Annotated in this window: 14 protein-coding genes; 3 read left to right on the top strand and 11 right to left on the bottom strand. The window is 35.7% G+C overall.

Annotated elements, in window-relative coordinates; genetic code table 11:
- Positions 1-44: 44 nt before the first annotated feature.
- The gene (locus tag AC2CGN_RS05460) at positions 45-1,331 is read right to left on the bottom strand and encodes an MFS transporter (RefSeq protein ID WP_484512587.1); all 1,287 of its coding nucleotides are present in this window, start codon (positions 1,329-1,331) and stop codon (positions 45-47) included.
- Positions 1,332-1,471: 140 nt separating this feature from the next.
- Between AC2CGN_RS05460 and AC2CGN_RS05455 the strand changes: the two genes are divergently transcribed.
- Positions 1,472-2,722, top strand: a complete 1,251-nt coding sequence (locus AC2CGN_RS05455; RefSeq protein WP_484512585.1) for a helix-turn-helix domain-containing protein — start codon at positions 1,472-1,474, stop codon at positions 2,720-2,722.
- Positions 2,723-2,829: 107 nt separating this feature from the next.
- Here AC2CGN_RS05455 and AC2CGN_RS05450 read toward each other — a convergent pair whose 3' ends face one another.
- The 5 genes from AC2CGN_RS05450 to AC2CGN_RS05430 form a co-directional block, all read right to left on the bottom strand.
- Positions 2,830-4,731 (bottom strand): endonuclease MutS2, encoded by a 1,902-nt coding sequence (locus AC2CGN_RS05450; RefSeq protein WP_484512583.1) that lies wholly within the window; start codon positions 4,729-4,731, stop codon positions 2,830-2,832.
- Between the two features lie 480 nt (positions 4,732-5,211).
- Entirely contained in the window at positions 5,212-6,129 is a 918-nt protein-coding gene (gene rarD / locus AC2CGN_RS05445; RefSeq protein ID WP_286926867.1) for an EamA family transporter RarD, read from the bottom strand.
- Positions 6,130-6,244: 115 nt separating this feature from the next.
- A complete protein-coding gene (locus AC2CGN_RS05440; RefSeq protein ID WP_484512581.1) occupies positions 6,245-6,787 on the bottom strand; it encodes a hypothetical protein in 543 nt (180 codons plus the stop codon).
- Positions 6,788-7,073: 286 nt separating this feature from the next.
- Positions 7,074-8,243: a toxic anion resistance protein gene (locus tag AC2CGN_RS05435; RefSeq protein WP_429985007.1), complete on the bottom strand. Its 1,170-nt coding sequence runs from the start codon at positions 8,241-8,243 to the stop codon at positions 7,074-7,076.
- A 62-nt stretch (positions 8,244-8,305) separates the two neighbouring features.
- A complete protein-coding gene (locus tag AC2CGN_RS05430; RefSeq protein ID WP_429981307.1) occupies positions 8,306-8,566 on the bottom strand; it encodes a hypothetical protein in 261 nt (86 codons plus the stop codon).
- Between the two features lie 465 nt (positions 8,567-9,031).
- On the opposite strand from AC2CGN_RS05430, the gene AC2CGN_RS05425 reads away from it, so the two are divergent.
- Positions 9,032-9,937 carry an NAD(P)/FAD-dependent oxidoreductase gene (locus AC2CGN_RS05425; protein ID WP_484512578.1) on the top strand — a complete coding sequence of 302 codons (906 nt, stop codon included), beginning with the start codon at positions 9,032-9,034 and terminating at the stop codon, positions 9,935-9,937.
- A 563-nt stretch (positions 9,938-10,500) separates the two neighbouring features.
- Here AC2CGN_RS05425 and AC2CGN_RS05420 read toward each other — a convergent pair.
- The 5 genes from AC2CGN_RS05420 to AC2CGN_RS05400 form a co-directional block, all read right to left on the bottom strand.
- Complete coding sequence (locus tag AC2CGN_RS05420; RefSeq protein ID WP_484512576.1) at positions 10,501-11,751, bottom strand: ABC transporter permease; 1,251 nt, start codon at positions 11,749-11,751, stop codon at positions 10,501-10,503.
- Entirely contained in the window at positions 11,729-12,634 is a 906-nt protein-coding gene (locus AC2CGN_RS05415) for an ABC transporter ATP-binding protein (RefSeq protein ID WP_054772213.1), read from the bottom strand. The genes AC2CGN_RS05420 and AC2CGN_RS05415 overlap by 23 nt, the downstream gene beginning before the upstream one ends.
- A 391-nt stretch (positions 12,635-13,025) precedes the next feature.
- Positions 13,026-13,571, bottom strand: coding sequence for a DUF2812 domain-containing protein (locus AC2CGN_RS05410; protein ID WP_429987016.1), 546 nt, complete (start codon positions 13,569-13,571; stop codon positions 13,026-13,028).
- Entirely contained in the window at positions 13,555-13,878 is a 324-nt protein-coding gene (locus AC2CGN_RS05405; RefSeq protein ID WP_283871835.1) for a PadR family transcriptional regulator, read from the bottom strand. The genes AC2CGN_RS05410 and AC2CGN_RS05405 overlap by 17 nt, the downstream gene beginning before the upstream one ends.
- 88 nt (positions 13,879-13,966) lie before the next feature.
- The gene (locus AC2CGN_RS05400; RefSeq protein WP_484512573.1) at positions 13,967-14,176 is read right to left on the bottom strand and encodes a hypothetical protein; all 210 of its coding nucleotides are present in this window, start codon (positions 14,174-14,176) and stop codon (positions 13,967-13,969) included.
- Positions 14,177-14,347: 171 nt separating this feature from the next.
- Between AC2CGN_RS05400 and AC2CGN_RS05395 the strand changes: the two genes are divergently transcribed.
- Positions 14,348-14,929 (top strand): TetR/AcrR family transcriptional regulator, encoded by a 582-nt coding sequence (locus tag AC2CGN_RS05395; RefSeq protein WP_286926885.1) that lies wholly within the window; start codon positions 14,348-14,350, stop codon positions 14,927-14,929.
- Positions 14,930-14,948 lie beyond the last annotated feature (19 nt).

The raw sequence follows: 14,948 nt of genomic DNA, 5'->3' as shown, positions 1-14,948 counted from the left end.
TGAAGAATGTCTGGTTGTTTTTTGTATACTTAATAAAAGCCTTATTAATTTGTTACTCCCTCAGTGACAATTTCTTTATTATAAAATTCTGGGTGTGCTTCTTTTAAGACAGAAACCCGGAGCAACACCAATGTAATCGTTACAATAATTGCACTTGTAGAGAGTAAAATAGCCGTTGCTGGTAATGTATCGTACAAAATGCCGTACACCATCATCCCTATTGGCATCATCGACATCGCCATCGTTTCCATTAATCCAAATACACGTCCTCGATATTCTTCTGCTATTAACTTTTGCATATAAACACCAATAGGCATATTAATACCCATTTCAAAGATTGCAAAAATAAAGTAAATCACAATATAAAAAATCACAATCGTTAAATACGATAATTTCATCAATAATGGTAATACGGCTAAGCTCAAACTACTTGCTAGCAGCAATAAGCTGATTTTAGAAAAACGTAACGGTACTTTAACCTCTGCCCTTGTCGCAAAATAAATGGAGGCAATGAGCATACCAAAAGCACCAGAAGCTTCGATAAAGCCAAAATGTGTAGATTTTACTTTTAGTAATTCAATAATAATATAAGTCCCACCAACAACAATGGCAGAGAAGAATAAATTAATCCATAATGACATCCACATTACGGTTTTAATAACCTTTTGCTGCTTAATATAGCGAAAGCCACTAGTAAGCCCTTCCCAAATCTTTTCCTTTTTCACATCTTCTTCCCTTGTACTATAAAGATTAAAGTTCATCGTTGCTTCCAAGAGAAAAGCAATTGAATAGGCAATCATATTGACTATTAAAAATACTTTCATTGAGAAAAACCCATACATCATTCCCCCGATTACTGGCCCCCCAATTGCAGCAACAGATACCGATAATTGGTTGAATGACATGGCACGCTGTAATCGCTCTGGATTGACCAATGTTGCGATAGCAGAAGAGAATGTTACACCTGAAAAAGCGGAGCATATCGCAGTAAAAACTGTTGCTACATAAATAGCATAGACCGACATCCCTACTGTTTCTGTATAGAGCAGTAAGCCCCCTACTGTTAAAATCGTTCCTGCTTGTGCAATTAGAACTGTACGTTTTTTCGAGTAATTATCAGCAACATGGCCAGCTATTGGTGCAACAAGTGCTCGCGGTAATACTGAACATATCATGTTGGTCGCAAAGCTTGTTGCAGACCCCGTCATGGCTAAGATATACAAACTAATCCCAAAGGATAGCACATTCGTCCCTAGCATCGCTATCAATTTGCTGGCTGTAAATGTCCATAAATGATAGGTTGCTTTTTTATATTTTGCTGCTTCATCCATTCTAAAACCCTCCAAATTTTTAATAAAAATTAAAAGTTTAATTTTATTAAACAAAATATAGCATAACTTCTACTTTTCACGCAAGAGAAAGTTTAATATAATTAAACAAAGGTTATGTTATAAATAAAGGAGGCGAGGCAGTGAACTCTTTAGGTACACGAATTCGCAATTTAAGAAAGGAACGAAAATTAACATTAGAGGCTCTTGCTGGCGATCGTCTTACAAAAGGAATGCTAAGTCAAATTGAAAATGATAAGGCTAAGCCCTCGATGGAAAGCCTTGACTATATCGCGGAGCGTTTAGGGGTAAAAGCAAGTGAATTACTTGAAGAAATAGCACCTTCTACAATACGACATCTTTTAGAGCAGGTGGAAATTTTTTATGCAGAAATACAGCTTGGTGATACTAAAAACCTGGAACAAACTATAGAGATGATTAAGCCTTATGTTGAAGAGCTCCCACTTAGCTATGAAGCAGGTCGTTTACTGTATATTTACGCGGTAGCACAATATCAAGCAGGCGTAACGACATGGGAATCGCCACTCAATCGTGCACGCTTTATATTTAAAGAAATTAATTTACTGAGTCATTGGTTTGAAACCTATGTTATACAATCAGTTGTATTCATGGAAGGTCGAAACTATAATATGGCTTATTCCTGTATCTTACAGGCTAAGGAAGAGGCTGAGCAGGAAAATTATCAACTTGATTCACGAGATGCTGGGAAATTGGCTTATTATATTAGCATTTTTCAATTAGCCATCGGAGAACATGAAGCAGGGAAACAACTCGTTAAAGAATCGATTGCCAATGCACATAAAAACCAATTTTATTATTATATTGATGATATGTATCGTATAGCAGCGTTTTGTGCCATGGTTGACAATGATTTCGAACAAGCAGAGCATTTGATAACAAAGCTTGAGCAATATCGTGTTTTTGTGGAACAAGCAGATGTGGATGCTTTTATTTTCACATTACGAGCTCACTATTATAACAATTACACCCATGATTATAAAAAGGCACTAGAGGAGATAGAGCGTTTTCGTCCACTTATGGATATGGGAGCCATCAAATTTGATAAAAACCTATATTATTGCGAAAAAGGTAAATCCTTATATTTACTAGGTCGATATGAAGAAGCTAAGGAGGCTTTTGAACATTTTACAAACATTCCTTCCTTCATCCTACATCCATTTGACATTTTAGGCTTTAATGAATGCTTCTCCTATAAGGCACTCTGTTATGCACATTTCGGTGAGTTAACAACAGCCTATGAAATTGCAAAAATGGCCTATATGGATTCACAGGATTTAATCGATCTTCCGTATAAGCAAAAAATTGAAGAAACCTATTATTCCATTAAGGGACAAATTGACACTGTGAAATAAAAATGATCTATTGTGAATTATATATTGCTCATTTAAATAAATTCGAAACTTTATTACTAAAAAAAGGGTAGAGAAAAAAAGAAATTTTCCTCTACCCCATCTAACCCTTACCTGTTATCCCTTCTCATTTCCTTCTGAATCTTGCGTAGAGCTTTTTTCGAGCCACGATCAATATCATGCTGAAGCTTGCGTTCCTTATAGTCTACAAATAATGTTTCCAAATCATAATCTTCAGGATATAGTTCAGTTGCAGAAAGCTCTAATACCAAACGCTTACTATTTACCTCCATAAACTGTTCCTTATAATACACGACAACATTATAGTAATTATCTACTTCTTTGTAGACAAGCCCAACATCATCATAATCTAATAATTTCACTCGATCCCCTTTGGAAAATTTATGGTTCATCTTTGTGCTCTCTTTTCCTATTTTAGGCCTTCTAATTTTACTGTCATGAACCCGTTCTAGCTGGTAATCCTTATTGTCCAAATAGTCCTTGGCACGCTGTAATACTGTTTTGCGAATATTCATTTTCTGTGAAATCCAAAGCGCATTACTTTCGCCAGAGGCACCAATCATTAATTGATACAATGGCTCCAATGTTTCGCTATTAAAACGCATAGCCGCATTCATAAAATCACTGTGCATTTCAGAAAAACGTTTTATTTCACCGTAATGGGTTGTAGCAACTGTTATACAGCCCATATGATAGAATTCCTCTAAAATAGATATAGCTAATGCCGCTCCTTCGTTTGGTTCCGTCCCACTGCCTATTTCATCAAAAAGTAATAATGTATGATTATTCGATGCCATCATAATGTCCGAAAGATTTTTCATATGAGATGAAAATGTACTAAGGGCATTTTCAATACTTTGATTATCACCAATATCTACGAAGATATTATCAAATACAGCTATTTCTGTTCCTTTTTCTGCTACAATATGAAAGCCTGACATGGTTGCCAATGTTAAAAGGCCGATCGTCTTAAGGACTACCGTTTTTCCACCAGCATTAGGCCCTGTTATAATCAAGCTTCGGTAATCTTGACCAATTTCAAACGTTAATGGCACCGCATTGCCTGGTAACAAAGGGTGCTTCCCATTGATTAATTTGATAGTGCCATAATCATTCAAGCTTGGCTCAATGCCTCCTACTTGCTTGCTATACTTAGCTTTAGCAAAAACCATATCATACTGACTAATCAACTCCATATTAATCGTGATTTCTCGAATATTTTCCATCAGAAGTCCTGATAATGAAGCTAAAATCTGATATTCCTCGATAGCTTCCTCCGCTTTCAGGGTCGCCAACTCTACATTTAATTTTGCAACTGCGCTAGGTTCTATAAAAACTGTAGCACCCTTCGCTGAAATTTCCACCACTGTTCCCTGTACATGATTTTTATAGGACACCTTAATAGGAATTGTGTAACGATCGTCCTTTTTACTAATAAAAAATTCCTGTATATAGGTTTTATTTGCACTACTGTTTAAAAATTTTGTTAAGCGTTCTTTAATTTTCTCCTCTGTCGCATCAATATGGTTTCGGATGCGCTTTAGGTCTCGACTAGCCGCTGAATCTACGCGATTAGCTTTAATCGCAAAATTTATTTCCTCTTCTACACTTTTAAATTCAGCCATCGACAGAGCATAGGATGCAAGAACTGGCGCAAAAAACTCCTTCTCCAACATAAATTTTTTTATTTTGCGGCATCCCCGTAAAAAATCTGAAATGCTTATTAACTCACTTGGGTCTAAAATAACCCCTTTTTCAAGCTTCTTGATGGTACTGTCGATATTTGTTACGCCTAAAAAAGGAATATGCCCCTCAGCATCTAAAATGGCCCGTGCCTCTGTCGTTTCGTTCAATCGATTTCGCACAACAGATATGCTAGAACTTGGCTCTAATTTATCCAATAGCTGTTTACCTAACCCACTCACACAGTAGCATTTTACCTTTTCCTTCAATTCATTATATTGTAACTTCTCAAGAGTAGTATAATTCATTGTTAATTCTCCTCACTATGATTTTTTAGAATCATTCATGAAGATACCTATTATTAGATAGCAATGATTTTATAAAAATAAAAAAAGCTGCGGGGATACCACAGCTTTCACATTACAAAGGGTATGTAATAAGCATCCTGAAAAAACCTCATCAACATGAAGTTAGTCAGTGCATTACACGCTTTATAAAGTATTGTAGGTATCTTCATAGGTATTGAAATAAACGCATGACCAAATAAGGGGTTGCTTTTCCATAAATCCCCTGTCGTCAATCATTTTATTTCGATGTAATTATTCCTATTTAGAACCTACTACACTCACAAAAAGCACCTCTCAATATTTTTCATTGTTATCTAATTTGTCATTATCTTACTATATGCAATAAAAAAAGTAAAGGTGCTTTCATCTTCTTAGTAAGACTGAGATATGCTCTTGGCTAACTGACATAAATGTAACAAAGAAAAAACCTGTAGAAAATTTCTACAAGTTCTTATAAGCAGATTTATGATGAGCCTTTCTCGTTTCAATGATTTTCGAGCCAGAAAACAGTAGTAAAGCTACCCAAATAATACTAAATGCAATTAACTCTACCTGACTAAATGGCTCTTTATATAACACAATCCCTAAAATTAAGACAATAGTCGGTGAGACATATTGTATAAAACCTAGTAAATAAAGCGGAATATTTTGTGCACCTTTTGCAAATAAAATTAAAGGTATAGCTGTCACCAAGCCACTAACAATCATCAGGATGTCTGTTTTTGCATCAACATGTAAAAATGAAGCTTGCTGCGTTGTGAACAGATAGACGTAATAGCCTAATGCAATTGGTAAAATGAATAATGTTTCTATAGCTAGTCCTCTAGTGGCATCAAGTGAAATTTTCTTTTTCAATACACCGTAAATGGCGAAGGATAATGCAATAAGCAGTGCTACCCATGGAACAGAACCATAGTTAATCGTTAAAATAATGACTGCAAGAAAGGCAATTCCTGTAGCTCCCCATTGTGCACGATTAAGCGTCTCTTTAAAGAAGATAACCCCAAAAATAACTGAAAGCAGCGGATTAATATAATAGCCTAAGCTTGTCTCAATTAAATGGTTATGTGTAACTGCCCAAATATATAAATACCAGTTCATAGAAATGACAAAGGATGCTCCTGCCAACTGCCAGAAATGCTTTTGGTGTGACCATAAATACTTTAAATCTGCTAGAAGATCCTTACGCATGCCAAATAGGACTACTGCTAGTACCGTAAAGACAAAGGACCAGATGACTCGAGATAATAATATTTCCATACTCGGTACATGCTCGAGTAATTTCCAATATAGAGGAAAGGCACCCCAGAAGACATAAGCCAAGAACGCTGCCAAAACCCCTTTTTTTTCATTTGACATTGCCTCTAACTCTCCTACTCTTGTTGAAATCGATTACGACTTTGCGCAATTTTTAAAGAATAGACTAATTATAGGACTTAGCTCTGGAACTGTAAATGCTTAATTTACAGCCTTTCTATATGGAGCTATCATTATCCTCAGATTCAAGCTCAGAAATATAGTTACGCACCATTCTATAGCTAATATCTGGATTAATTTGCCGCTTAATACGAATATGGATTTCCTTAATACCTACACCCTGCTCCCGCATATCACGAATCATTGATTTGAGAGGGCCTGAAAGTGACTCTCTCGACAATGCAGTGTATTTACTTAATTCAAAAAGTAGCTCAGTATTTTGTCTGCGAAGCTCCTTCAGCTCATCAACTGCACAATTATATTCAGTCAACTTCTTTTGTAATACCACATTTTGCTGCTTTAATTTTTGCACTTCTTCCGTAAGCTGTAATTTTTGTTTTTTTAATCGTTTTCGCTCCTGCTCTAAAATATGATGTTTCTCATCTACATCAATATGCATGGCGTTATACAGCTCTTCCATATGCATTAATCCCTGATACCGATTTTGTGATACGAGTATAAGCGTTTCCGTCGTATTAATGGCAAGTGCCCCATCTTTTAATGTTTCACAAGACAATCCTGTTGCATTTACTTTGCCCATTATTGTTTCTTCACTCCACTACTAGAATCTTCGTGTAATGGTATTGCTATAATAACCATCTATCCACACACTCCCTCCATTGATAATCATTCTCATTAGAATAATCATAATGACTATTTTCTTTTTTGTCAAAGACAAATCTAGGAGAGATCTGAAAAGTAGCTTAAATTCGTATTCATCTCACCACCTATTGAGATGTGAGAATTCTGTATCTCACGCATTTGCTGAAAAAATTAAATATCTTGCGCAAGAAAAAGCTTCTTGCATACTGCAAGAAGCTTTAAGGTTACATTTTTTTCAGTTTTTCATATTCAAGCTGTAGGCGTTCTATACGTTTTCGGCCTTCCTCACGATTTCTCGCTGTCTCCGCTTGAATTTGCTTTGTTTCTTGAATACCAGCCATAATTGTTTGCCATGTTGTTTCAATTGTTTCAATTTTTATGCTTGGGCTACCTGCAGAACGTGCGATATTGACACTATTTTTACTAATATTTTCTGCGTTTCTCACAAGCATTTCATTTGTACGACGGTCCAGCTCACTCATTGAATCTGAAATAAGCTTTTGGCGTTTTAACGTTACAGCATGAATGAGTCCTTGCTTAAAAATCGGTATTGTTGTAACGAACGCAGAGTTAATTTTAGCAATTAAATGATTATTCCCTTGTTGCATCAATCGAATTTGTGGAGCAGACTGGAATGAAACTTGCTGTGCCATTTCTAGATCATAACGACGTTGCTCAAGTAACTCCACAGCACGGAGCAATGTTTCATATTCCATTGCTGCTAATTGATCACCAGTTTGAGCTTTTTGTTCAAGCCCTGGCAATGACGCACGTACTTCGTCAGTTCTTACTTCAATCGCGGCAACAAACTTACTCAACGTTTGGAAGTAGTCTAAATTTTGATCATAAAGATTTTCGAGATCAACCGTATTTCGTTTCATCTCAACTTCATATTTTTGAATTTCACGATAGATCACATCAACTTCCTTATTCATGCTGTCATATTTGGATAGAAACTTTTCTAATTGTTCCTTTCCTTTTGTAAATAGCCTTGTTAGGAAGCCTCCCTTTTTGTCCTCCGCAAAATCTTGAGGATCAAATTTATCCATAATTCGATTTAAGTTATTTAATAATACACTTGATTCCTCAAGCTTACTCGTTTTCATTGTTGCAAGCATTTTATCTGAAAAAGTAGAAATGCCATTCGCTGTTTCTTTTCCAAGCTCTAGCATTGCAATTTGATCTTTTACATCAATTTTTTGTGCTAAGGCATGAACCTCAGGATCTTGCTTTAATGCCAACTGATTTTGAGCAATTTGAGATAACTCTTGCTCAGAAACAAGTACTGGTTTTTGCTCTTGCTCCACTTTTGCTAATGGATTAGGCTGTAATAATGGATTTTCTGATGCGAATGGATCTTTCGATTTTAATAGGTCATTGTTGAATTCAGACATATTGATTTACCCCCTGCGATTTATCTTCTACTATTTACGATTCCAGTACAAAAAAGTTTCATTTATTCAAGCATTGCAAAAAATGAGTTTGTCAATCTATATGAACCCTCCGAATGCTCAAGCTGAAGTCTAAAACTTGTTGGGTTAGAAATATCGACAAAAACCTGCAATTGCTCACGATTATTCAAGATTGAGACTAATTCATCACTCTTAGGTACCTGTTGCTTAAGCTTGTCAAAAAACAGTTCCTTCTCTTCCTTTGATGCGGGACGTTCATTTGATTTTTGTTTTAAAATAGCATCAATTTGTGCTTGCGATAACATAGTTTCAACCCCTTTTATAAATTATAGCTTGTTTTACGAGGAAATTCGACAGAATCCATTAAAAACTTGACATTGTTTTCTATGTTTGACATGCACACACTAAAAAGTAGCTATACTCTGTAAGATTAAGTACAAGTAATTGTACATGAAGTCTTAAAAGTTGCTTAGTTGGAATTAAACTGAATAATTCGATATGAAATAGGGTCATTTTATCAATAACGATAAATTGATCCTTTATGATTTGACAACTTATTCTTCATGAATGATTTTTGTAGTCTCACTATACTATTGTGTTCAGACTTAGAAATAAACTTAAAAGTAATGTTTCTCGCTGGACATACGTCACTTCTTTTCATAATTAATATTAGTGTGTAAAGAATGGAAATCCATAATGGGGGAAATACTGTAGTTCTCTTTTGCAAATAACAAGTCAAAATTAAACAAAATCAATACGGAGGTAAAAAAATGAATGTCCTTGATTGTATCATTATAGGTGGAGGTCCTTCTGGGTTAAGTGCTAGCTTAACTTTAGGAAGGGCTAGGAGAAATATTGCATTAATTGATGATGGGACAAATAGGAATAGAGTGACACAAGCGTCACATGGATTTATTACACGAGATGGGATAAAACCACAAACGTTTAAAGAAATAGCGTTAAACGAATTGGAGAATTACCCATCCGTATCATATCTTAATGCAACAGTTACTGAAATTATGAAGGATATAGGTAATGAGCGATTTACTGTCAAAACATCTACTAGTCAGGAAATTGTTTCAGAAAAAATAATACTTGCCACCGGTGTTCAAGAAATATTTACTTTACCAAGTATAAGAAAGTTTTATGGGAAAAGTCTATTTAGTTGTCCGTATTGTGATGGCTGGGAGCAAAAGGATAAGCCATTAGTGGTTATGGCAGAAAAAGAAGAGCATGTACTGCATTTGACTAAGTTAATTTATAATTGGTCGCAGGATTTGGTTGTCTTAACGAATGGCGTTCACTTATCTAAAGAAGGTACAATGGAGTTACAAAAACACAATATCAAAATTATATCAGAAAAGATAAAAGACTTCATAGGTAAAGACGGGTACTTACAAAAAATAGAGTTTGAAACAGGAGCAACCATTATAAGGTCGGGTGGATTTGTTGCCCCATCTTATTATCGCCCCAATCAGTTTGCTGAGAAGCTTGGCTGTGAAATTGATGAAGATGGAAAAGTAATAACAGATGGTGTTGGTAGAACAACTCAAAAAAACGTATATATTGCAGGGGAAACCGAAAGATCTAAACCCTCCTCTTTAATGATTTCAGCTGCTAAAGGTAATAAAGCTGCGGTTTCAGTAAATACTGATTTAACGATGGAACGCTTTTAATTACGTCATAACACCTTCTGCTTCACCTAAATAGGAACTACACATCAGCGCCAATGTGTTGCCACATATACTTCAAACATTGTGTTAGAGTTAGTATAAGAATTTACGAAGAATGGATTTTGATTTTAGAATTCGTTTTTTCTTGTTGTTTAAAAGGATTGAAGGTTTTTTGTTAAAGTTATTGAACTAACAGCACAGCTTAGTTTATAGACTTATTCTACAATCGGGCGCTATTTTTGAGGAAAACTTAGATAATCAAACGACTTTATAGTTATTTTTTTAGTGTAGTGAAGAATCTTACATCAAAAATTAAACAACTATATTTTTAACCTCGTCCTAAATTTAGAGCGAGGTTATGCTTGTTTGAGCTTTTAAAAAAACTTTATTGTCATTTTACAGCAGGTTCGTTCAATAAGAAAATAAATAAGGCTGTACCGAAAAATCGATTAGCATCGACTTTTCGGACTGCCCCTTTTGAATTATAATAAAATGTTTAGCATCTTATCGCAACTTAACTATTTCAATTTGTTGAACGCTTGACTTTTAATAGTTGCTTCTATCATTTATGTTGTCACTTTTAAGACCGTTTTAATTTTTTGGATCACGCCGCCTGTGCTATAAGTTAAAACACTACGCTTATAGAAGGATAGGCTAAATAAATAAGCGACAATAATCGTTGCTACTAAAATACCTAATGATAAAAGTGGTACCATCCCCCCTATATCAGTAGCCCCAATGCGCATCGGCATAACCATGCCAGATGTAAATGGAATATAGGAGAATATCTTAATAATAAGCGTATCTGGATTGCCGATACCAGATAGCATTACATAGAAGCCGATTAATGTAATCATCATTGCAGGCATTAATACCTGGCCTGCTTCCTCAACTTTGGAAACTAATGAACCGAATAGAGCCCCTACAATTAAATAGAGGACGATTGTCAAGAGTAGGAAAAGTATTGCATAAATAACGTATCCCAGCGACAATTCCTTTACAATGCTTGTAGCAGCATCCCAAATAACTCCATTCTTCACAAATTTAGCATACACAAGGAAAACCACTGCAATAATTCCCATTTGTGTTAAAGCTAATAACAATACACCAGCAATTTTTGCCTTAAAATGGGTAGCAGGTTTGACACTCACTAAAAGCATTTCCATTGCACGTGAGCCTTTTTCGGAGGCAATCTCTGTTGTAATCATAGATAAGAATGTGGAAATAAAGAAGTAGATTAATATACCAACTGCATAGGACACCCATAGTCCTGATTGCTTTTCCTCTTCACTTTTACCACCAGAAGATTCTTCATTTAAATTTTTATTGGAGATAATTGTTTTAGCACTCATAATTTGCGCTGCCTGCTCAGATGTTAATGATAATTTTTGAACAGCATAATGCTGACCCGCATATTGCAGTAATGAAGAGATAGTAGTTTGATCATTTAGTTTTAACGGTGTGTACGTTGCTATTTCAGCATGTAATTGACCATTCTGATCTGTTATTTTAACGATTGCATCAAGCTTCTCGTCCTTGACCTTTTTCTCTAGCTTTGATAGATTGTTTTCATTCTGTAAAAATTTCATATCATCATTGGAAACGAACAGCCCACTTAAGTCGGCAGTTGTTTCATTTACAATGGCTATTTGCTTTGCCTGATCATTACCTGTAAATAATTCCTTTATATCCGACCAAAAAATGGCAACGGACATCGCGAGTATATAAAGACATGTCATTAATACAAAAGACTTTGATTTTAATTTTGATCTATATAGCTGTTTCATTAATAAATTAAACTTCGACAATGTTGCCACCAACCTTATCCTTAAAGATCTCATCTAATGATAAGTAATCTAAACTAAATTTCTCAATATATTCGCCATTGGAAAGCTGTTGGAAAATGCTCTGTGCAAAGCTCTCGTCCTTCAAAGTTAGCACTGTTTGCTCTTTCTCAACGCGTACATCTTTCACACCCTCAAGTGTCAGCAATTGAGTGGTTGACCAATCTGTACGTACAGCCAATTTGGTTTTCCCGTATTGTTTCTTCAAATCCAGCAAACTACCTGAAAACAGAGAGACACCACGTTTCAATAAACAAAGGTGATCACACAACTCCTCAACATTATCCATTTGGTGACTAGAGAACAAAATCGTTGTGCCCTGTTCTTTTAAAAGTAATATGGCATCCTTCAGTAAATCTTTATTGACAGGGTCAAGCCCACTGAATGGTTCATCTAATATTAAGAACTGTGGCTTATGAATAAAGCTCGCAATTAGCTGTACTTTTTGCTGATTCCCCTTCGATAGTGTTTCTGCTTTATCTTTCCGCTTTTCCTCAAGCTCAAATCGGCTTATCCAAAAATCAATATCTCTCTTTAACTCCGCCTTTTTCATTCCACGAAGCTCACCAAAAAAGTATAATTGATCCTCAACCTTCATCGTTGGGAATATACCCCGTTCCTCAGGTAAATAACCGAGAACATCACGGTTAATAGCATTCACTGGTTTACCATCCCATGTAATCGTCCCCTCTGTTGTTTCTTGCAAATCCAAAATCATACGGAAGGTCGTTGTTTTACCAGCACCATTTTGCCCAATTAACCCAAAAATCTCCCCTTTTTCTATGTTGAAATTAAGATTATCTACTGCTGTAAAATCCTTATACTTCTTTGTGACATGCTGTAATTGTAATGTCATTCTTTTTCCTCCCTATTAGTCTATGTAATACTTGTAAGCAATCTGTCTTCCTCTAATCCTCATAAATATGAGTAAGCCATTTTAATTTCTTTTTATGTTTATGATTTCTATAAATCTCAATCGTTAATAAGGAAATTAAGAAGACATTCAATAAACAAATCAATGTTCAATATTCATCGTATCTAAAAAATAAAAAAATCTTTTTTTCGTTTTAATACCATTTCATTGCGATAAATATATTGGTCAGATATACCATTTTCAAATAGAAAAACGAATGGCCAAAACTTTTTTAAATGCTAACCTTGTTCTGCCATATTATTAATCCATTGTTCTTCTCGTTCATAATCAATAAAAAACGAAATTTAAACTTTTTCATAAAGTTACCCCCTTCCTAATCTGAAAATACATCCAGTTCCTTCTTCAAATTTTTACGCACTCGCATAAGCTTAAGGATTGGTCCCACTAATAACATAACGATAAGAATATTAGTACTATTCAATAGCAACTTCAACATATCTGTATGCTGCCCTCCGGAAATACTAACAAGTCCTGTTATTCCAAAAAACAAATTCAGTAGGAGAATTAATGATAGCAACGTAATTTTTTTGGACAAATTACTGATTTTAGTTTTTTTATCAGAGTAAAGTTCAAAGGGCCCTTCATGAGCAGGCTTTCTAAAGAAAACAAAGTTTCCAGAACGGTCTACTTGTTCTATCCCAGAGGATTTGAGTAAATCTAGGTACTCATCCTCATAGGTAGAACCAAATCGCTCCAATTCATCATGGCGATAAATATAGCTACCTGGTTCATCTTGCTCAAATGTAAAACGAATCCAAGTAAATTTTTTTAAATGCCAGCCTTGACTAGCCATCTCATTAACTCTTTTCTCAATATCATACGGATTCATCACTAACCAATATTTATGCAAAGTTCCCATCCTCTTTCGTTATACGGATACCATTATCAAAAAGTTCCCTTAATCTTAAAATTTCATAGTGCACAACTTCTTTTCCACTCTCAGTGATTACATATTCCTTTTTTCGCCCATCATCTTCTAGCGCTTCTATCCAGCCCCGTTCCAGCAAGGTTTTTATCGCACCATAAATTGTTCCAGCCCCAAGCCGAACACGACCATTACTCATTTCCTCTACCAATTGCATAATCCCATAACCATGCCTCGCATCAAATAAAGCTAATAAAATATAATAAACGCCTTCCGTTAACGGCGGATGCTCTTGTGTCATACAAATCCCCCTCTATATCGCACAACAATATATCGACATACGATATAATAAAGAATATATCAGCAGACGATATAGTTGTCAATGTTATTCATGTAGATTCCGATTCTATCTGAGCAGTTCTCTTCGGCATCCGAGCGCTTTCTCGTCCTACCTGAGCAGTTCGCTTCGGCATCCGAGCGCTTTCTCGTCCTACCTGAGTAGTTCGCTTCGCCACCCGAGCGCTTTCTCGTCCTACCTGAGCAGTTCGCTTCGCCACCCGAGCGCTTTCTCGTCCGGCCTGAACAGTTCGCTTCGCCACCGAGCTCTTTCTTGTCCTGCCTGAGCAGTTCGCTTCGCCACCCGAGCGCTTTCTTGTCCTACCTGAGCAGTTCTCTTCGCCACCCAAGCACTTTTTAACCTAATTTTATTGCATACGAAAGCACACTATGCTAGCATGTAAGTAATCACTTGCATGAAAGGAAGTAATTTTTTGTCAACGAAAGGGACCGCTGATCGAATTATTGAAGCTGCATTACATCTTGTCAGTGAAAAAGGTTATACCGCAGCAACAACGAAGGCTATAGCTGAATTAGCTGGGGTTAATGAAGTAACCATTTTTCGCCATTTTGGTAGCAAGCAGGGCATTTTAAAAGCCATTATTGAAAAGTTTTCTTACTATCCTCTAATGCAGCAAGAGCTCACTACAAATGTGACATGGGATTTGGAAAATGATTTATTGAATTTCTCCCTGAAGCACTTTAATTTTTTAATGTCCATCAAAGACTTTGTCATGATTGGCTTTAAAGAGGGTCTACAATTTCCAGAAATTAACGAAGAAATTGCAAGTATCCCTCTTCTTATTAAAAATGAACTTGTTCATTATTTGAAGGAGATGCATCAAAGAGGGAAAATAAAAGAAATCAACTTTGAGGCAGCTGCATTATCTCTAATCGCTATGAATTTTGGACACTTTATGTCACGTGCACGCTTGGGGACTATTGTTTCAGAGATGCCAACGGAGGAATTACTTCAGACAAGTATTGCGATTTTTTCTAGGGGACTCGTTTCCTAGAAAAAATTTTTCTTACTAA

The organism is Lysinibacillus sp. DFXJR4, from assembly GCF_057196045.1.
This window is presented reverse-complemented; position numbering and strand designations above follow the sequence as displayed.